The 19,278-nt window shown below is 51.7% G+C and carries 15 protein-coding genes; 8 read left to right on the forward strand and 7 right to left on the reverse strand.

Features of this window, described 5'->3' with window-relative positions; genetic code table 11:
* Window positions 1-415: 415 nt before the first annotated feature.
* Both pntA and pntB read left to right on the forward strand, forming a co-directional pair.
* Window positions 416-1,945: a Re/Si-specific NAD(P)(+) transhydrogenase subunit alpha gene (pntA, locus tag J1778_RS12240; protein WP_217148901.1), complete on the forward strand. Its 1,530-nt coding sequence runs from the start codon at window positions 416-418 to the stop codon at window positions 1,943-1,945.
* Window positions 1,946-1,954: 9 nt separating this feature from the next.
* Window positions 1,955-3,346: a Re/Si-specific NAD(P)(+) transhydrogenase subunit beta gene (pntB, locus tag J1778_RS12245; RefSeq protein ID WP_217173393.1), complete on the forward strand. Its 1,392-nt coding sequence runs from the start codon at window positions 1,955-1,957 to the stop codon at window positions 3,344-3,346.
* A gap of 91 nt (window positions 3,347-3,437) precedes the next feature.
* Here the strand turns inward: pntB and uspE are convergent, their stop codons facing one another.
* Both uspE and J1778_RS12255 read right to left on the reverse strand, forming a co-directional pair.
* A complete protein-coding gene (uspE, locus tag J1778_RS12250) occupies window positions 3,438-4,397 on the reverse strand; it encodes a universal stress protein UspE (protein WP_217173394.1) in 960 nt (319 codons plus the stop codon).
* A 155-nt stretch (window positions 4,398-4,552) separates the two neighbouring features.
* The gene (locus tag J1778_RS12255) at window positions 4,553-5,308 is read right to left on the reverse strand and encodes an FNR family transcription factor (protein WP_013575564.1); all 756 of its coding nucleotides are present in this window, start codon (window positions 5,306-5,308) and stop codon (window positions 4,553-4,555) included.
* 430 nt (window positions 5,309-5,738) lie between these two features.
* Here J1778_RS12255 and J1778_RS12260 point away from each other — a divergent pair, with 430 nt between their 5' ends.
* Complete coding sequence (locus J1778_RS12260) at window positions 5,739-6,764, forward strand: TerC/Alx family metal homeostasis membrane protein (RefSeq protein ID WP_217173395.1); 1,026 nt, start codon at window positions 5,739-5,741, stop codon at window positions 6,762-6,764.
* A 76-nt stretch (window positions 6,765-6,840) separates the two neighbouring features.
* Here J1778_RS12260 and J1778_RS12265 read toward each other — a convergent pair whose 3' ends face one another.
* Entirely contained in the window at window positions 6,841-8,061 is a 1,221-nt protein-coding gene (locus J1778_RS12265; RefSeq protein WP_112288685.1) for a glycosyltransferase family protein, read from the reverse strand.
* A gap of 119 nt (window positions 8,062-8,180) precedes the next feature.
* The gene (locus J1778_RS12270) at window positions 8,181-8,996 is read right to left on the reverse strand and encodes a mannosyl-3-phosphoglycerate phosphatase-related protein (RefSeq protein ID WP_217173396.1); all 816 of its coding nucleotides are present in this window, start codon (window positions 8,994-8,996) and stop codon (window positions 8,181-8,183) included.
* A 212-nt stretch (window positions 8,997-9,208) separates the two neighbouring features.
* Between J1778_RS12270 and smrA the strand changes: the two genes are divergently transcribed.
* Both smrA and apbE read left to right on the forward strand, forming a co-directional pair.
* Window positions 9,209-9,775, forward strand: a complete 567-nt coding sequence (smrA, locus tag J1778_RS12275; RefSeq protein ID WP_217173397.1) for a DNA endonuclease SmrA — start codon at window positions 9,209-9,211, stop codon at window positions 9,773-9,775.
* A 111-nt stretch (window positions 9,776-9,886) separates the two neighbouring features.
* On the forward strand, window positions 9,887-10,936 hold the full coding sequence (gene apbE, locus J1778_RS12280; protein WP_217173398.1) for an FAD:protein FMN transferase ApbE: 1,050 nt from the start codon (window positions 9,887-9,889) through the stop codon (window positions 10,934-10,936).
* A 22-nt stretch (window positions 10,937-10,958) separates the two neighbouring features.
* Here the strand turns inward: apbE and J1778_RS12285 are convergent, their stop codons facing one another.
* Entirely contained in the window at window positions 10,959-11,861 is a 903-nt protein-coding gene (locus tag J1778_RS12285) for a LysR substrate-binding domain-containing protein (RefSeq protein ID WP_217173399.1), read from the reverse strand.
* Between the two features lie 124 nt (window positions 11,862-11,985).
* Between J1778_RS12285 and J1778_RS12290 the strand changes: the two genes are divergently transcribed.
* Window positions 11,986-12,600 carry an FMN-dependent NADH-azoreductase gene (locus J1778_RS12290; RefSeq protein WP_217173400.1) on the forward strand — a complete coding sequence of 205 codons (615 nt, stop codon included), beginning with the start codon at window positions 11,986-11,988 and terminating at the stop codon, window positions 12,598-12,600.
* A 17-nt stretch (window positions 12,601-12,617) separates the two neighbouring features.
* Here J1778_RS12290 and glgX read toward each other — a convergent pair whose 3' ends face one another.
* On the reverse strand, window positions 12,618-14,900 hold the full coding sequence (gene glgX, locus J1778_RS12295; protein WP_217173401.1) for a glycogen debranching protein GlgX: 2,283 nt from the start codon (window positions 14,898-14,900) through the stop codon (window positions 12,618-12,620).
* A 214-nt stretch (window positions 14,901-15,114) separates the two neighbouring features.
* Between glgX and J1778_RS12300 the strand changes: the two genes are divergently transcribed.
* Together J1778_RS12300 and cbl are read left to right on the forward strand one after the other, a co-directional pair.
* Window positions 15,115-16,059, forward strand: a complete 945-nt coding sequence (locus J1778_RS12300) for a 2-hydroxyacid dehydrogenase (protein WP_217173402.1) — start codon at window positions 15,115-15,117, stop codon at window positions 16,057-16,059.
* A gap of 172 nt (window positions 16,060-16,231) precedes the next feature.
* On the forward strand, window positions 16,232-17,185 hold the full coding sequence (gene cbl, locus J1778_RS12305) for an HTH-type transcriptional regulator Cbl (protein WP_217148862.1): 954 nt from the start codon (window positions 16,232-16,234) through the stop codon (window positions 17,183-17,185).
* A gap of 138 nt (window positions 17,186-17,323) precedes the next feature.
* On the opposite strand, the gene J1778_RS12310 is transcribed toward cbl, so the two are convergent.
* Window positions 17,324-19,267, reverse strand: coding sequence for an exoribonuclease II (locus tag J1778_RS12310; RefSeq protein WP_217173403.1), 1,944 nt, complete (start codon window positions 19,265-19,267; stop codon window positions 17,324-17,326).
* Window positions 19,268-19,278: the final 11 nt, after the last annotated feature.

The raw sequence follows: 19,278 nt of genomic DNA on the forward strand, positions 1-19,278 counted from the left end.
TGTGCGCCACCGGCAATAACAGCTACTTTTTTAACTATGCATAACTTATATAAGTTTGTTGAATATTCCAAGTAGTGAAATAAATGTTAATTATTCACTATTTTCTAACTTTTATGCCCGACCTGAGCGGGTTATGGCAGGGAAACCCTCAGTGATTGATCGGGTATAAAGCCGGTTCTCAGGTGGATTAAATGCCTGTTTACTCAGGTTTGCAGCAGGTTTGCGGCCCATATCAATTTTTTTATTATTAATTGTCTGACTATCGCTGTGATACGTAGATTATTGATTAGATATTCAGTAGGTTATAAGCGGCCTGAAAAAATACAAACCGGGGGTTACTATCAACCGGCAGGCATGAAGTTGACTTGTTATGACGATGACATAAATCATCAATGAAAAGGGTGAAGGGAAGACTATGCGTATTGGTGTACCAAGAGAGCGGTTGACCAATGAAGCCCGGGTTGCAGCCACGCCGAAGACGGTGGAACAACTGCTTAAACTCGGCTTTACGGTCGCTATCGAACAAGGAGCCGGTAAATTAGCCAGCTTTGACGATGCAGCTTATGAACTGGCGGGTGCATCTGTCGTCAGCGGCGATGATGTATGGCAATCAGATATCGTATTGAAGGTGAATGCGCCTGAAAACGATGAAATCGATAAATTACAGGCAGGCACCACGCTGGTCAGCTTCATCTGGCCTGCGCAAAACCCTGAGTTGATTCAAAAACTGGCTGACCGTCAGGTGACGGCAATGGCAATGGACTCTGTGCCACGTATTTCCCGCGCACAGTCTCTGGATGCCCTGAGCTCAATGGCTAACATCGCCGGTTATCGTGCGATTGTGGAAGCCGCCCATGAATTTGGTCGTTTCTTTACCGGGCAGATCACTGCTGCGGGTAAAGTGCCGCCGGCAAAAGTCATGATTATCGGTGCCGGTGTGGCTGGCCTGGCTGCCATCGGAGCAGCAGGAAGCCTCGGCGCTATCGTCCGTGCTTTTGATACCCGTCCAGAAGTGAAGGAACAGGTAAAAAGTATGGGTGCGGAGTTCCTCGAGCTGGACTTCGAAGAAGAAGCAGGCAGCGGTGATGGCTACGCAAAAGTCATGTCAGAAGCCTTCATTAAAGCGGAAATGGCGCTGTTCGCAGCCCAGGCCGAAGAAGTGGACATCATCGTTACCACCGCGCTTATCCCGGGACGTCCGGCACCGAAGCTCATCACCAAAGAGATGGTCGCGTCGATGAAACCGGGCAGTGTGATTGTCGATCTGGCAGCACAAACGGGCGGTAACTGTGAACTGACGGTCGCTGACCAGATTACCACCACAGAAAACGGCGTGAAGATTATCGGTTATACCGATTTGCCAAGCCGCCTGCCGACGCAGTCCTCTCAGCTTTACGGCACCAATCTGGTTAACCTGCTGAAATTACTGTGCAAAGAGAAAAACGGCGAAATCGAAATCGATTTTGAAGATACCGTTGTGCGCGGTGTGACCGTGGTGAAAGCCGGTGAAGTGACCTGGCCGGCACCGCCGATTCAGGTTTCTGCTCAACCACAGGCTGCGAAAGCCGCTGAACCGGTAGCCAAAGCGGAAGCAAAACCCGCGTCACCCTGGACCAAATTTATCATCATGGCGGTAGCCATTGTGCTGTTTGGCTGGCTGGCGAATGTGGCGCCGAAAGAGTTCCTCTCTCACTTCACGGTGTTTGCGCTGTCCTGTGTGGTCGGTTACTACGTGGTGTGGAATGTCAGCCATGCGCTGCATACCCCGCTGATGTCGGTAACTAACGCCATTTCGGGGATCATTGTGGTCGGTGCCGTACTGCAAATCGGTCATGGCGGATGGGTCAGTTTCCTGTCTTTCATTGCCGTGCTGATTGCCAGTATCAATATTTTCGGCGGATTCACCGTCACTCAGCGCATGCTGAAGATGTTTCGTAAGAACTAAGGGGAATATATGTCTGGGGGTTTAGTTACAGCAGCATATATTGTTGCCGCTATTCTGTTTATTTGCAGCCTTGCCGGGCTGTCGAAACATGAGACATCCAAACAGGGTAACATTTTCGGCGTCACCGGGATGGCCATTGCGTTAATCGCCACCATTCTCGGGCCTGACTCAGGTAACGTGGGTTGGATCATCGTCGCCATGGTGATCGGCGGTGCGATTGGTGTTTATCTGGCACGTAAGGTCGAAATGACTGAAATGCCTGAGCTGGTCGCCATCCTGCACAGCTTTGTGGGTCTGGCAGCGGTTCTGGTGGGCTTTAACAGCTATCTGGATCATGGTGCTGTGCCGATGGAAGGGGTGATGGAAAACATCCATCTGACCGAAGTCTTCCTCGGCATCTTCATTGGTGCCGTCACCTTCACCGGTTCGATTGTGGCGTTTGGTAAACTGCGCGGCATTATCTCTTCCAAACCGCTGGCTTTACCGCATCGTCATAAGCTGAATCTGGCAGCGCTGGTCGTTTCTTTCCTGCTGATGGTGATGTTTGTTCGCACTGAAAGCGTCGGTCTGCAGGTATTTGCCTTGCTGATCATGACCCTTATCGCGCTGGCGTTCGGCTGGCACCTGGTGTCTTCCATCGGTGGTGCGGACATGCCAGTAGTGGTGTCCATGCTTAACTCGTATTCCGGTTGGGCAGCGGCGGCGGCGGGCTTTATGCTCAGCAACGACCTGCTGATCGTGACCGGTGCGCTGGTGGGTTCTTCGGGTGCGATTCTGTCTTACATCATGTGTAAAGCGATGAACCGCTCGTTTATCAGCGTCATTGCCGGTGGCTTTGGTACTGATGGATCTTCTACAGGCAACGCCGAAGAAATGGGTGAGTATCACGAAGCAAGCGCGGAAGACGTGGCAGAGATGCTGAAAAACGCCAGCTCAGTGATCATCACCCCAGGCTACGGCATGGCGGTAGCTCAGGCACAGTATCCGGTGCACGACATTACTGCAAAATTGCGCGCTAAAGGCATCAAGGTCCGTTTCGGTATTCACCCTGTTGCAGGGCGTTTGCCGGGCCATATGAATGTCCTGCTGGCTGAGGCGAAAGTGCCTTATGACATCGTGCTGGAAATGGATGAAATCAACGACGATTTCAGCGATACCGATGTTGTGCTGGTTATTGGTGCTAACGACACCGTGAACCCGGCAGCTCAGGAAGATCCACGCAGTCCAATTGCGGGTATGCCGGTGCTGGAAGTGTGGAAAGCGCAGAACGTGATCGTCTTTAAACGTTCAATGAATACCGGTTATGCCGGTGTGCAGAACCCGCTGTTCTTCAAAGAAAATACTCAGATGCTGTTTGGCGATGCCAAAGAAAGCGTTGAGAAAATCCTGCGTGCTCTGTAATTTCTGAGCCGTAATTAAAAAGGCCAGTCAGTTGACTGGCCTTTCTTTTGCGTGCAATTCAGACATTATTCTCAGAGATTGTTTTCAGAGATCACTCATCGTCATCTTCTTCATCGTCATCAGAGGTAATCGGGCATTCAAAATCGTCCGGTTTGATGGCCAGTAAATCGCATTTCAGATGGTCGATCACCTGTTCCGTGGTATTGCCTAAAAACGCCGCAGAAAGACCGGTACGGCCAATCGCGCCCAGAACAACCACACCTGCCTGTAAATGCTCGGCAAGGTCCGGAATGACTTCTTCCGGCAGGCCTTTTTCCACGTGTGTGAATTTTTCGTCAAGCTGGAATTTCTGCCGCAATGCTTTCATCGCAATCAGATGCTGACCACGGATAGCATCGTTGTAGACGCTCGGGTCAAAGTCAGGCAGTTCGATGGCAATATTAATCGGCGTGACCGGATACGCGCCCACCAGATGCACTTCCGTCTGATTAACGTGCGACGCCAGTTCGATGGTTTCTTTCACCAGTTTGATATTGAGCGGGTCGTGATAGGGCTCTTCGCTGGAAAGGTTAACGGCGACTACGGCTTTACCGCCTTCAGGCCATGGCTGGTCTTTGACCATCCACACCGGGCAAGGGCACTTACGCAGTAAATTCCAGTCTGTCGGTGTGAAAATTACGGATTCAAGACGGTCGTGCTGGTGGGCCATTTTCAGCAGCAAATCATGATTACCGGCGAGCACTTCCTGAATAATCGCTTCGAAAGGTTTGTTGTGCCAGACCACTTTGACGTCGATTGGAATACCTGCTTCCACATAGTAGCGACACTGCTCTTTTATCCATTCTTCCCGTTCGCTGATTACGCTTTGTCGCATGCCGATTCGCTCGTCTGGCGAAAGCATGGTGGTCATCTCGTAGGAGAAATCATAAATCGACAAAAAGGCTTTGATACTGCCGCCGTTACGTTGCACCAGATAAACGGCACGACGTAACGCGGGTTGGTCATCCTGATTGGGGTCGATAGCAACGAGTAAATTCTGATACTTAGCCATGGGGACTCCTTAACACCTGTAAGAGAACGGCGGTCAGTGTATTAAGTACAGAGTAAACCAAGATTAAGCAATCGGATAGCGGAGAAATTGAGTCGGATCAACAAATTATTCCTTGATGATCCGACGCAATAATTGTCAGGCGGGAGCCTGACAGATCAGGCAGAGACCGGCGCAGACTGACCGGCTAATTGAGAAAGCATTTCATGATTCTCAATCGTGATGTATTTACCTTTAACACTCAGCATTTCTGATTTCTGGAAACGGCCGAGCAGGCGGCTGATGGTTTCCACGGTCAGACCGAGGTAGTTACCGATATCGCCACGGGTCATCGTCAGGCGGAATTCGCGCTGAGAGAAACCACGCTGAGCGAAGCGGCGGGAGAGGTTATAGATAAATGCCGCCAGGCGTTCTTCCGCATTTTTCTTCGAAAGCAACAGGATCATATCCTGATCGCCTTTGATCTCACCACTCATCAGACGCATCATTTGCTGACGCAGATTTGGCATTTTGCCGGACAAATCGTCCAGCGTTTCGAACGGGATTTCGCAAACCATTGAGGTTTCCAGCGCCTGAGCAAAGCTCGGATGCTGCAAGCCACCGATAGCATCGAAGCCGACTAAATCGCCTGCCAGATGGAAACCGGTAATTTGTTCGTCACCTTGTTCGGTAATGGTGTAGCTCTTGATAGTCCCGGAACGAATGGCATACAGGGATTTCAATTCGTCACCCGCTTTAAACAATGCCTGACCTTTTTGGATCGGCTTTTTCCTTTCGATAATGTTATCGAGCTGATCAAGTTCATGCTCATTAAGCGTGAAAGGAATACAAAGCTGGCTAATGCTACAGTCCTGACAATGGATCGCACAGCCACCAGATTGGATACGTCGAATAATACGCTTTTCCGGGATCATAAGAGTCACTCTGGCAATATTGATATGGGTCAATTTTAACATCATTTACGCCGAGTGATAAGTAGCTTAATGGAGCGAAAAGAGCGAAATGTTAAAAAACCCCGATTTTAAAAGGTTTTTTTTAAATAAAAAATTGATCTTCACAAGGAATTAAGCCGAACTGAGAATCAATGAGGTTTAAATCAGGATCAATTTATTGATGAAAAGAATATTTGGAGCTGGGGAAATATAGGTTTTAAATCAATTTATAGCAGGCCAGGAAGGAATTTTTTGCCCGTTTTGCATTATTTTAGCCCTGGCTAATCCTGAAATAAGCAACACAGAATTATGGCATAAACGCTCAACCGGATCGACTTTGATACCCATTCGCCTCACAACCGCTTACAATGCTCCCTTCGTTTAGCATTCGTTTACTTTTAGGAAAGGTGTCATGCAGTCCGATTCCCTGGGTTTTCCGCTGGAAACAACCATTGTCTTTGTCGTCGTGGCGGTTGCCGCGTTATTAACTGACATCTTTGCGCACCGCAGCCACAAGCCGATTGGCCTGAAAAGCGCTTCTCTCTGGACACTGTTCTGGATTGCCGTTTCCCTGAGTTTTGCCGCGTTTTTATATGTCCATCATGGCAAAGAAGTCGCCAGTCTTTTCCTGACCGGATATGCGCTGGAGCAGGTGCTTTCTATCGACAACCTGTTTGTGATTATGGCGATTTTCGCCTGGTTCAAGGTGCCTGACGGCTACCGTCACCGGATTTTGTACTGGGGTGTCATTGGCGCAATCGTATTCCGCGGAATTTTCGTGGTGATCGGCACCAGTTTGCTGGCGCTCGGGCCATGGGTGGAAATGGTGTTTGCCGTAGTGATCCTCTGGACGGCGATCCTGATGATGCGTGCAGGAAATGATGACGAGGAAAATGATGATTACTCAGATCATATCGCCAACCGACTGGTTCGCCGTTTCTTCCCGGTGTTTCCAAAGCTGGTTGGCCCTCATTTTCTGGTCAGCAGTGAACAGGTTGAAGCTGAGCTGGCGAAGCCGGAAAATCAGGGCTTTAGCTTTACAGTGAAAAAGGGTGTTCGTTACGCGACGCCGTTGCTGTTATGTATTGCCGTGGTAGAGATTTCTGACCTGATGTTTGCCTTTGACAGTGTGCCGGCTGTTATCGCCGTCAGCCGCGAGCCGCTGATTGTCTATTCCGCCATGATGTTTGCCGTACTCGGTTTACGTACTATGTATTTCGTGCTTGAGGCGTTGCGTAAATATCTGGTGCATCTCGAAAAATCAGTGATTTTCCTGCTGTTCTTTGTGGCGGCAAAACTGGCACTCAATTCCAGTAATCATCTGTGGCATCACGGGATTGAAATCAGCGCCTTAACCAGCCTCTACGTAGTTCTGGGCGTTCTTGCGCTGGGCATTATTGCCAGCTTCTTGTTTCCCGGCAAAAAAGAAGCCGCATAAAAGCACATGACGTTGAGGCATAAAAAAACGCTGCGATTGCAGCGTTTTTTGTTTTTTACTCTGCCGGAAAGCGACGTTAAACATCACCCTCGTTATCTTTTTCCACCGCTTCGTGAATGCGATCCAGCATATCAGGGAAGGCCGACTGTACACGGCTCCAGCTTGGAATAAAGGGCTTTTCGCTCGGCGTATCCACAAACGCCTGACCGGCTTCCATAATCGCCCCTGAAAACAGCTCCACGGCAGATTCCTCGCTGTGGCGGTCAAATGATAATCCGTTCATTTTTGCGTCATTCTCAAACCCGTCGATCATATCCAGCGCGTTACGATAGTAGGTAGCTTTGAGGATACGGAATGATTCGCTGGTAATATTCACGCCAAGTATCGCCATTTTGCGGTAAAGCGCCTTGGTGATATCGATACTCATGCGCTGAAGCCCGTTAGTCGCGTCATCTTCGGACATCGGCTGATGCTTGTGATCGTAGGTATCGGCGATATCGACCTGACAAATACGCTTGGTCGCCGTATTACGATGAAGTTCTGAAAGTACGCCGATTTCCAGTCCCCAGTCGCTCGGGATACGCAGGTCATTCAGAATGTCCGTGCGCATCGCGAATTCACCGGAAAGCGGATAGCGGAAGGTACGCAGGTATTCCAGAAAGTCAGAGTGGCCGTAAACAATTTGCAGCGATTTCAGCAGCGGGAAGACCAGAAGACGTCCCACGCGGCCATTAAATTTACCGTCGGCGACTCGGGCATAATACCCTTTACAGAAGTCGTAATGGAAATTGGGATTGGCCACCGGATACATAAGGCGGGCCAGCATATCGCGGCTGTACGTGACAATGTCACAATCATGTAGCCCGACAACTGACGTGCGCCGCGATGCCAGCGTATAACCGGCACAGAACCATACGTTGCGGCCTTTGCCCGGTTCATTAGGTGAAAGATTTTCTTTTTTCAGTTCTTCATCCAGCGCTTTCAGGCGCGGACCATCATTCCATAAAATACGGTGGCGCTGCGGAAGGCGGGAAAAGAATTCACGGGCAAATAAAAACTGATCGCGATCGGCGCGATCTAAACCAATGACGATTTCTTCCAGATAGGGGACTTTCGTGAGTTCATCCACAATGCGGGTCAGTGCCGGACCTTCAAGTTCTGAGAACAACGAAGGTAATATTAATCCCATAGAACGGCGGCCTGAAAAAACCTGCAAATCGTATTCCAGCTCTTCGACTTTGCGGTTAGTCAGATTATGAAAATTGGTAATGACTCCATCCTGATAAAAATCGCTCATACGGTATTCTCCAATTTTAGAATAGATAAAATTATTGGAAGTCTTCTCTGTAAATACAGAACGATAAACAATGTGAAAACAATCTATTAATAAACGTCATTTTCCTCTTAAAATTTACCCTAAAAAACCGGGATAAAATGACTCAGCCCCTGACTCCAGCCCTGCGGGCCAAATTCACTGGTACGAAAAACGTGTGAGATATCGTCACGATGCAGCGGCATTTCATGGTCATGATGGCCTTTGATCACCACGGCGTAATTCACTGCCTCCAGCATGGATAAATCATTCGGGCCATCGCCAATCCCGATGCTGATGACCGGTTGACCGCGTTTTTGCTGATAGCGCTCAGACAACCATTGCACCGCCTGACCTTTACCCGCACCGGCTGCCATGACGTGCCAGAACCTTCCGCCACGGGTGAGTGCCAGACCTTCGCGGGCCAGGCATTTTTTCAGATACGCAAAATCCAGATCGTTACCAAACCAGACCAGTGGTTCAGATGCCTCGCGCTGCATGGCGAGTTCTGCTTCCGGCTCCGATAAACCCGTCCAGACGGCAACCTGATTTGGCGTGACATCGCCAAACCCGCGAAACTCAAAATCATAACGCTGACGCAGTTCCACCAGCGTCTGGCGGATCTCGCTGTAGCCCGCGCCGTTAATATGAAACGGGACTTCATCACCGGTTCGCCACCCGGGCGGCAGATGGATCATCGCTCCATTTTCAGCAATAAAAGGCTGATGCGTCAGATGTAAAGCCGATTGCAATGCCGCGACTTCTGCTGGCGTTTTGCTGGTAGTCAGAACAAGCGGAATATTTGCCGCCGAAAGTTTGTCCAGCCAGGGTTGAGCCGGTTGCCAACTGTAATCATGATGATCGAGCAGGGAGCCATCAAGGTCAGTAAAAATAATCAAGGGATCGTCAAGGTAAGGCATCTTTTCTCCTCAATTCAGCCGGTAACAGACGCAAATCTTTAACCTTTTACTTCTGTCCCAGCAGCTAAGTATAGATAGAAAAATGAGTTTTATTGACCGTGCCGGCATTTCAGGATTTTTTACCGCCCCAGGCTGGTTTGCTGGCAGCTTTACCCGCAGGGGGTTTACAGGGATAATTTGCAGCAGTCCCACCGCTGAAAAGAGGTAAGCAGATGAGCAAAGATGATGATTTATTCAGTCAGGAAATGGCCGGAGTTCAGCCACTGGCGTCGGATAAACGGGTGGTCTACCTCAAAAACTCAGTCTCCGGACAGAAGGTCAGCAACGCAGAAGAAACGGAAAAACGTGAAAATCCTCTGACCACTGGCTTTCTGAATATCCAGCCGTGCGACGAGCCGCTCGGGTATAAGCACGATGGTGTGCAGCAGGGCGTCCTCGACAAACTCCGTCAGGGAAAATATCCGCTGGAAGCCAGCCTGAATCTGTTGCGCAAACCGGTCGAACAGTGTCGTCAGGAGCTTTTTACTTTCTTCTGCCAGGCTCAGGCCGAAAATCTGCGTACTTTGCTGATCATCCACGGTCGCGGGCGTGATGATGAAAGTCATGCCAACATTGTGCGCAGTTATCTCGCCAAATGGCTGAAACAGCTTGATGACGTTCAGGCGTTCTGCGTGGCCATCCAAAAAGATGGCGGTGCCGGTGCCTGTTATGTCGCGCTGAAAAAATCCGCGCAGGCGAAACAGGAAAACTGGGAACGTCACGCTAAACGCAGTCGCTGATGTTTGCCGGCACGTTAACTCAACGTTTGTTGCAGCGTGGTTTAAGCGCTACCCCTTACTGTCCTGACACTTTTCCATGCCCGGAAACGGGCACTTAATTGAGCTATTTGCATGTTCCTGAAACCGATTTATTTGCGCGGCGCGCTGTTGCTTTGCGGCGTCACTCTCTTATCTGCCTGTGATCGTAACGCGGCTGAACAGGGCGACACGATGGTGATTGAAGGTAAAACCATGGGCACGTTTTACCGCGTCAGTCTGGCGGGTGTGGACAAAAGTCGTGAAGCTGCACTGCGTGAACAAATCGAGGCGCAGCTCAAAGAAGACGATCACCAGCTGTCGACATATAAAGACGACTCGGTGCTTTCGCGCTTTAATCAGTATCAGGGCAACGTGCCGCAACCTGTCAGCGCAGGCATGGCCGATGCAATCGTCACGTCGATGCGCATCGGGATGCTGACCGGCGGCGCGATGGATATCACCGTTGGCCCGCTGGTCAATCTGTGGGGCTTCGGGCCTGACAAACAACCAGTCAAAACGCCGACGCCGGAGCAGATTGCTGCCGCACGTAAACTGACCGGATTACAGCATCTGAAAGTGATCCAGCAAAGCGACGGACAGTATCTGCAAAAAGATTTGCCGGGAATGTATGTCGATCTTTCAACCGTTGGCGAGGGTTACGCCACGGATCATCTGGCGCGGCTGATTGAAGGCAACGGTATCAGCAATTATCTGGTGTCCGTGGGCGGCGCAGTGGTGTCCCGCGGACATAATGCGAAGGGCAATCCGTGGCAGGTGGCGATTCAGAAACCGACGGATAAAGAAACGGCCGTGCAGGCGATTGTCGATTTACAGGGCATGGGCATCAGCACGTCCGGCAGCTATCGCAATTATTATGAACTGGATGGTAAACGCCTTTCGCACATTATTGATCCCGCCACGGGTTCGCCGATCACGCACAAGCTTGTATCCGCGACGGTGATTGCGCCCACCGCGCTGGAAGCCGATGGCTGGGATACCGGACTGATGGTGCTGGGCACGCATAAAGCGCTGGCGCTGGCGGAAAAACAGCATCTGGCGGTGTATCTGATCACCAAAGAAGGCGACACGTTTAAAAGTTATATGTCGCCACAGTTCAAAGCCTATCTGAAAGATCCGGAATAATTCTGCGTACTGAATGTCCGGATTACATCGCCCCGTGCAGTTTTTCTGAGAGAAAATCCAGAAACACCCTCAGCGCGGGTGACTGGCCTTTATGACTGGCATACAACGCAGAAATGGAAGACGGCTGCGTTTGCCAGTCAGGTAGCAGAGACGTCAATTTGCCTTCGTGCAGACTTTGTTTGCAGGCCATTTCCGGCAACAATGCGATGCCCATGCCATCCACCGCCGCCTGATGTAAAACCAGTAAATTATTGCTGATCAGGCGGGGGGTTAACGATACCTTTCGGGTTCCTTCCTGCGGATGAACCAGTTCCCACTGCGAACCGGCCCACGGTGTTTTACGCGCCAGCGTTGGCAGATAACTCAGCTGATCCACAGAGGGTGGCGCAGGTAATGCCGCAATAAACGACGGACTGGCAACCAGCACGTAATTCAGCGTCCCGAGCGGTTTGCGGTACAACCCGGAATCCTCCAGAGGTTCGCTGTGCGAATGTATCGTCACATCAAAATTCTCCTCGAGTAAATCCACGCTGCGGTTAATAGCCAGAAGTTCCAATGTGATAGCCGGGAAACGTGTCAGAAACCCGGTCATCAGCGGAGCTACGATCATTTCCGCCATCATTACCGGTGTGCAAACACGCAACAATCCGCTGGGATTTTGCTGTAAGTCGTCAATCACCTGTTGTGCCGTTTGCGCCTGTTGCAGCAGTTTCTGGCATTCGATGGCGTAGCACTCGCCGGTGCTGGTCACGGAAAAATGGCGGGAAGTGCGTTGCAGTAACCGAACCCCCAGACGGGTTTCCAGTGCGTCAATCCGGCGGCTGAGCAGGGATTTTGAAACGCCCAGCGCCCGCGCTGCGGCGGTGAATCCCTGATGCTGGACGACGGCGGCAAACAGCGCCATATCATTGAGATTATCGTTCATCTGGCTTCTCACATTCATCGTTGCAAAAGAGCAACGATGTGTTGCCATATTAGATATTTCAGGCCATATGAACAACGATTATCCTGTGTTCATTCCGCTAACTATCTGCCTGCAGGACATAAAAATGAAAATATTACATATCGATTCAAGCCCGTTTATTAACGAGTCCGTTTCACGTGAACTTTCGGCGATGATTGTGACGGAACTTTGTTCACGTCATCCGGAGGCCAGCGTAACCTATCGCGATCTCGGTACCACGCCACCGCCGCACCTTTCAGCCAGTGCCATGAGCCTGCTACACAACGCGCAGGATGTGACAATCACGCCAGAGTTGCAGGCCGAACTTGACGGGATTTACCAGTCAATCGAAGAACTGATCGCCTGCGACGTGCTGGTGATTGGCGCTCCGATGTATAACCACTCCATTCCCAGCAACCTGAAAGCGTGGCTGGATCAGGTCTGTCAGAAGGGCAAAACATTCCGTTATACCCCGCAGGGCGTGGTCGGGCTGATCCCGGGTAAGACGGCTTTTGTTGCTTCAAGTCGCGGTGGCGTTTACAGCACCCCGGAAACTCTCCCGCATGATTTTCAGGAGCCGTATCTGGCGTCGATTCTGGAACTGATGGGCGTAGCGGATTGCCACATTATTCGTGCTGAAGGCGTGAGCCGTCAGGCAATTGGCCGCGAGAAAGGGCTGGCAGAGGGAAGGGAAACGCTGCTTCAGATCCTCAGTAACTGAAACAGCGTTGCCTGGTTTTAGTGTTTTGCGGTACTGATCAGCTCAAAAAGCACCACGGTGCGGGATGTGCAGATGTACTCGCGACCAAATTCGAAATTATGTTCGTTAACGTCATCCGGCTGGAAGGTGTCGAAAATATGCCGCCAGCTTTCGCCGTGTGCAACGGAAGGCAGGGTGAACACCACGTCTTCATGTGAGGCATTAAACAGCAGCAACACCGTACTTAATGACCCCTGACGCAGTAAACCGGTCGGTTGCGCGCGGCCATCAAGCAGCATCGCAATGCATTTCGCGTGCGGATCTTTCCAGGCTTCATCGCTCATTTCCGGCCCCTGTGGCTGGAACCAGCTGACATCTTTCACGCCCAGCTTTTCGTGTACCGCGCCGGTGAGAAAACGCCCGCGATGTAAAATCGGGAAGCGCTTACGCAGTGCAATCAGACGATGGGTGAACAGTAATAATGCCTGACCCTTTTCTTCGATATTCCAGTTAATCCACGCAATTTCAGTGTCCTGACAATAAGCATTGTTATTGCCATTCTGTGACCGCGCAAACTCATCTCCGGCCAGCAGCATTGGCGTACCCTGCGAGAACAAAAGCGTCGCCAGCATGTTACGCATCTGCCGCAGACGCAGTTCATTGATCGCCGGATCATCACTCGGGCCTTCCACGCCATAATTGGCCGAAATGTTATTATCGCTACCGTCCTCACCGTTCTCGCCATTGGCTTCGTTGTGTTTACTGGCATACGAAACCCAGTCATTGAGCGTAAAACCGTCGTGCGCGGTAATAAAATTCACGGAAGCGTAAGGCTTGCGGCCACGGTGATTGAACAAATCTGCTGACCCGGAAAGTCGCGTGGCGAACTGCGCCAGCTGGCCTTCATCACCGCGCCAGAATTTGCGCACCGTATCGCGGAAACGGTCATTCCATTCCATCCAGCCGGGCGGGAAACCGCCAACCTGATAACCGCCCGGACCGCAGTCCCAGGGCTCTGCAATCAGTTTGCACTGGCTGAGAACAGGATCCTGGCGGCAGGTATCGAGAAAACCGCAGCCTTCATCAAATCCATAGCTTTCGCGGCCGAGAATGGTAGCCAGGTCAAAGCGGAAACCATCGACCTGCATTTCTGTCGCCCAGTAACGCAGCGAATCGGTAACCATTTGCAGCACACGGGGATGGCTGAGATTGAGGGTGTTACCGGTGCCGGTATCGTTGATGTAATAACGTTTATTGTCCGGCATCAGACGGTAATAGCTGGCGTTATCGATGCCTTTAAATGAGAGCGTTGGCCCGAGTTCGTTACCTTCCGCCGTGTGGTTATACACCACATCCAGTATCACCTCGATATTGGCGGCGTGCAGGGTGGCAATCATTTGCTTGAACTCATTTACGGTCTGCGTCGCCATATACTGCGGATGCGGCGCAAAGAAACTGAGTGTGTTGTACCCCCAGAAATTATGCAGTCCTTTGTCCTGCAAATGCCGGTCATCGGTAAAAGCATGAATGGGCATCAGCTCAACCGATGTCACGCCCAGGGATCGGATATATTCCACAATGTGCGGCGTACTCATGCCGGAAAAGGTTCCGCGCAGATGCTCGGGAACTGCCGGATGGCGCATGGTATAACCGCGAACATGCGTTTCGTAGATCAGCGTTTTTTCCCACGGAATGTGTCTTTTACGCGAGCGAGCCCATGAGAATGCCGGGTCGATCACGCGACACTTAGGCAGAAACTCGGCGCTGTCACGGTTATCAATATGCAGGTCTTTTTTCGGGCTCTGCATATCATAGGCGAACAGCGCATCGTCCCATTTCAGCTCACCGACAATCTGTTTGGCATACGGGTCGAGCAGCAGTTTGGCGGGATTAAACCGGTGTCCGTCATGCGGCGCATACGGGCCATGCACGCGATAGGCATAAAGCAGACCGGGGCGGGCATCGGGCAGATAACCATGCCAGACCTCATCGGTGTATTCCGGTAACTCAATTACGTCGTACTGTTCGCCGTCTTCATTGAAAAGACACAATTCGACTTTGGTGGCGTTAGCCGAGAAAAGGGCGAAGTTCACACCCAGCCCGTCCCATGTCGCACCCAGCGGCACGGGCAATCCTTCACGTACGCGGGTGGTATGTCCGGAATCGAAACTGCGAACAATTTCGCCGTCACTGTAGGGATGGATAATCCGCACGCCGAGTTCGTCCACGGCGATATCAACCTGAGCATGTGAAGGAACTGTGCGGACTTCTTCCGTTGTGGCGGTAGGTTTACTTGTCTTGCTTGACCGGGCCTTTGTCATACTCGACGTCACTCCATTTCAGGGAAATCTGACAAAAAAATGCCGAAAAAGGGCCATCTGCGCATGCACAGACGATAATAACGAGTGTAGACCGGAGTTTGGAACTTCTCCCGTTAACCGTCGAAAAGCTGTACAAGGCGCAGAGCATCAATGATAGTGAGAACGAAAAGACTAGCCTGCTAGTTATTGTCTGACTTTCTCCAGAGGAATTCCCATGACCATCGCGTTACTCAGCCATGTCGATCTTGATGCTGGCTATCCTGACCGGTTTAAAGCGGCCGGTTTTACTCTTTATTTTGCGACGACGCCGGAACAACGTAACACTCTGGATCCGCAGATAGCACAGCAGATCCGCGCGGTGCTGACCATCGGCAGTATTGGTTTAAGCGCGGCAGAAATGGATAACCTGCCAGACCTGGAAATCATTTGCGCGCAGGGTGTCGGATTTGAACATATTGATGTTGCCGCAGCGAAACAGCGCGGTATTCATGTCACGCATGGTCCGGGAACCAATAATTCTTCCGTGAGCGATCACACGCTGGCGCTGATGCTGGCGATCACCCGTAAAATCCCGCAATTCGATGCGGCGGTGCGGGGCGGAGAATGGAAAAAATCCCGCTGGAATACACCAGGAATGGCGGGGAAGCGTTTAGGAATTATCGGGATGGGCAACATCGGCAGTCTTATTGCCCGCCGTGCTGCGGGTGGATTTGATATGGAAATTGCTTATCATAACCGTCGCCCGTTGCAGGATACGCCATACCCTTATTTCCCGGATGTCACCGGACTGGCGCAATGGGCTGATTATCTGGTGGTAGCAACGCCGGGTGGCAAAGACACGGTCAGGCTGGTCGATGCGGACGTCCTTCGCGCGCTGGGGCCGGAAGGATTTGTCATTAACATTGCGCGCGGCAGCGTGGTGGACAGCGGGGCGCTGATCGCCAGTCTCAGAAATCATGAAATTGCCGGCGCGGCGCTGGATGTAGTAGATGGCGAGCCGCAAGTACCGGTGGAAATGCTGACACTGGATAACCTGGTCATCACGCCGCACGTGGCAGGGCGTTCGCCCGAATCCGTCGAAAACATGATGACGCTGGTGTTATCGAACCTCACCGCGCAATTTAGTGACAAACCTGTCATCACGCCGGTGCCGCAATAGCACGTTTTCACCGCTCGCCTGCACCCTGATATAAACGCCGCCTGTCGGCGTTTTTTTACGGGTGTCATCCCGTCGTTAGTCGGAAAAAGCATAAGACACAGCTTTTTCTTATTTGTCTGGCATAGCAACAGATCGTAACAATAGGGTTTTGGCAAGCAAGAGGCAGACAGCGGTGAACTTTCAACAACTCAAAATTATACGGGAATCAGCGCGATGCAACTACAACCTGACTGAAGTCTCGAACATGTTATTCACTTCACAGTCAGGGGTCAGCCGCCATATTCGCGAGCTGGAAGATGAGCTGGGCGTTGAGATATTCATCCGTCGAGGTAAGCGTTTGCTGGGACTCACGGAGCCCGGTAAAGAGTTGCTGGCTGTCGCCGAAAGGATCCTCAACGAAGCACAGAACATCCGCCGTCTGGCCGATGTTTTCTCGAAAGAGGACGCTGGCGTTCTGACTATCGCCACAACCCATACTCAGGCGCGTTACAGCCTGCCGAAAGTCATCAAAGCGTTCCGCGCGATTTATCCCGGTGTGCGTCTTGAATTACATCAGGGCTCGCCGCAGGAAGTTCTCGCGATGCTGCTGAGCGGGCAGGCGGATGTCGCCATTGCCAGCGAAAAACTGATGAACGACCCGGCTGTGGCGGCGTTCCCGTATTACCGCTGGCATCACGCGATAGTGGTTCCGCAAGGTCATCCGCTGACATTGCAGCATCCGGTGACATTGCAACATCTGAGTGAGCTGCCGTTAATCACCTATCGTCAGGGGATCACCGGTCGCTCCCGCCTTGATGAAGCTTTTAACCGCGCCGCGCTCACCGCCGATATCGTGCTCAGTGCTCAGGATTCCGATGTAATTAAAACTTACGTCGAACTCGGACTGGGTGTGGGCATTCTGGCGGATAAAGCGTTTGAAGCCGCCCGTGATACCGGCCTTCAGCTGATCAACGCCGAGCATCTGTTCGAAGCTAACACCGTCTGGCTGGGGCTGAAAAAATCGCAATTGCAACGTAACTACGTCTGGCGGTTTATTGAATTGTGTAATCCGGGACTGTCTGTGAATGAGATTAAAGAGAAGGTATTTGCGACGGGTGGGGAACCGGTGATTGACTATCAGATCTGAGTGGCAAGCTTTTCGCTCCTGCCCCTGCGAAGGGGGAGGCTGGGAGGGAGCTAACTGAGCTCTTTTTCGGCAAGGCAAATTTCACATATAAAAAAACCGGTCCTGAGACCGGTTTTTTACATCCGCTAACAGCGAAACCTAAACTGCGGGTTTGGCGATCACGTTACGATTTTCCATGCGAACTTCCGCAATGTTCACATCAATGATATCGCTCTGACGGTAGGCCACTTCGCCTTTAATCAGCACGGTGCCAGTATCAGCACTGCATACCAGTTCGTCGCGCACGCTGTGCAGGAACGGAGCCGGGATGAACGCCACTGCGCCGATGTCTTGCAGACGCACACGCAGACCGCCGCGGGTGACATCAATGATTTCAGCGCTGAACTTAACGTCAGTACCGACTTTATCTTCCAGATAGCGCGCATACAGCCAGTCACCGACATCACGTTCGGCCATGCGGTTAGCACGGCGACGCTCTGCCAGCTGAACGGTCATGTCGTCCTGAGGTTTCTCAGCAGACTGTTGCAGGATCATTGCTTTCAGCAGACGGTGATTCACCATGTCACCGTATTTACGGATTGGTGATGTCCAGGTGGCGTAAGCTTCCAGACCCAGACCATAATGCGGCCCTGGAGTGGTGCTGATTTCTGCAAACGTCTGGAAACGACGGATACGGCTGTCGAGGAACTGCGTTGGCAGCGCATCCAGTTTACGGCGCAATGCGCAGAAACCTGGCAGCGTCAGCAGTTCTTCAGCATTAGCTTCAACGTCGTTGGCCTGCAACACGGTCACTGCGTTTTCTACCAGCAGCGGATCAAAACCAGTATGCACGTTGTAAACGCCGAAACCGAGGCTGTCGCGCAGGGCGATAGCTGCACAGACGTTGGCGGCAATCATGGATTCTTCCACGATGCGGTTAGCGATACGGCGATGTTCAGCGACGATTTCCAGCACGTTGCCTTTCTCACCCAATACGAAGCGGTAATCAGGACGGTCTTTAAACACCAGCGCGTGTTCAGTGCGCCATGTGCTGCGCAGGTCACAGACGCGTTTCAGCAGACGGATTTGCGAGGCAATCACATCGCTGGCCGGTTGCCATTCGCTTTTCTCATCCGCTTCCAGCCAGTCAGACACATCATCGTAGGCCAGCTTAGCTTTCGATTCGATGGTCGCGGCAAAGAAACGAATATCACTGCCCAGTGCACCTTCGGTGCCCAGCGTCACAGAGCACGCCAGAACCGGACGGCTGACATCCGGCCACAAAGAACAGATATCATCAGACAATTCACGCGGCAGCATCGGGATGTTGAAACCCGGCAGATAGTTGGTGAATGCGCGTTTTTTGGCGATATTGTCGAGATCGCTGCCTTCACTGACGTAAGCCGTCGGGTCGGCAATCGCGATAGTCATTTGCAGGGTGCCGTCGCCGTTGTCTTTCACATACAGCGCGTCATCCATATCCTGCGTGCTGCCGCTGTCGATGGTGACAAATGGCAGGGCAGTCAGATCTTCGCGGGTCAGGCCTTCATCGCGCAGTTCTGCGATGTCAGATTTTGGCGCTTCACGTTCGAGATTATGACGTGCCAGCGTCACCCACCACGGCGCGAGATCGTCAGTGCCGGTGGTGATCCATTCGGTGATTTCAGCCTGGAAGCTGTGATCGCCTTCTTTCAGCGGGTGGCGGCGCATTTCAGCCACACACCAGTCGCCGTCGCTCACTTCATGATTGATATTGCGGGCAACGCGGCACTGAATGGAATCACGTAATAAAGGGTGGTCCGGAATGATAGAAAGACGGTCGTCTTTCCTGGTCACGCGGCCTACAAAACGACTAAGGAACGGCTCAACCAGCGTTTCCGGCTGAACGATTTCACGCTCTTTCTCTGTTTGCAGGGAGGCAATGACGCGATCCCCGTGCATGACTTTTTTCATGTACGGAGGCGGAATGAAATAGCTTTTTTGACCGTCTACTTCAAGAAAGCCAAAGCCTTTCTCAGTGCCTTTCACGATGCCTTCGACACGCGGAGTCTGAGAGTGAAGTTGCTGTTTTAGCTGCGCGAGCAGCGGGTTATCTTGAAACATATCGTCCAGAG

Origin of the sequence: Rahnella bonaserana (genome assembly GCF_019049675.1) — a bacterium.
GTDB classification, from domain to species: domain Bacteria; phylum Pseudomonadota; class Gammaproteobacteria; order Enterobacterales; family Enterobacteriaceae; genus Rahnella; species Rahnella bonaserana.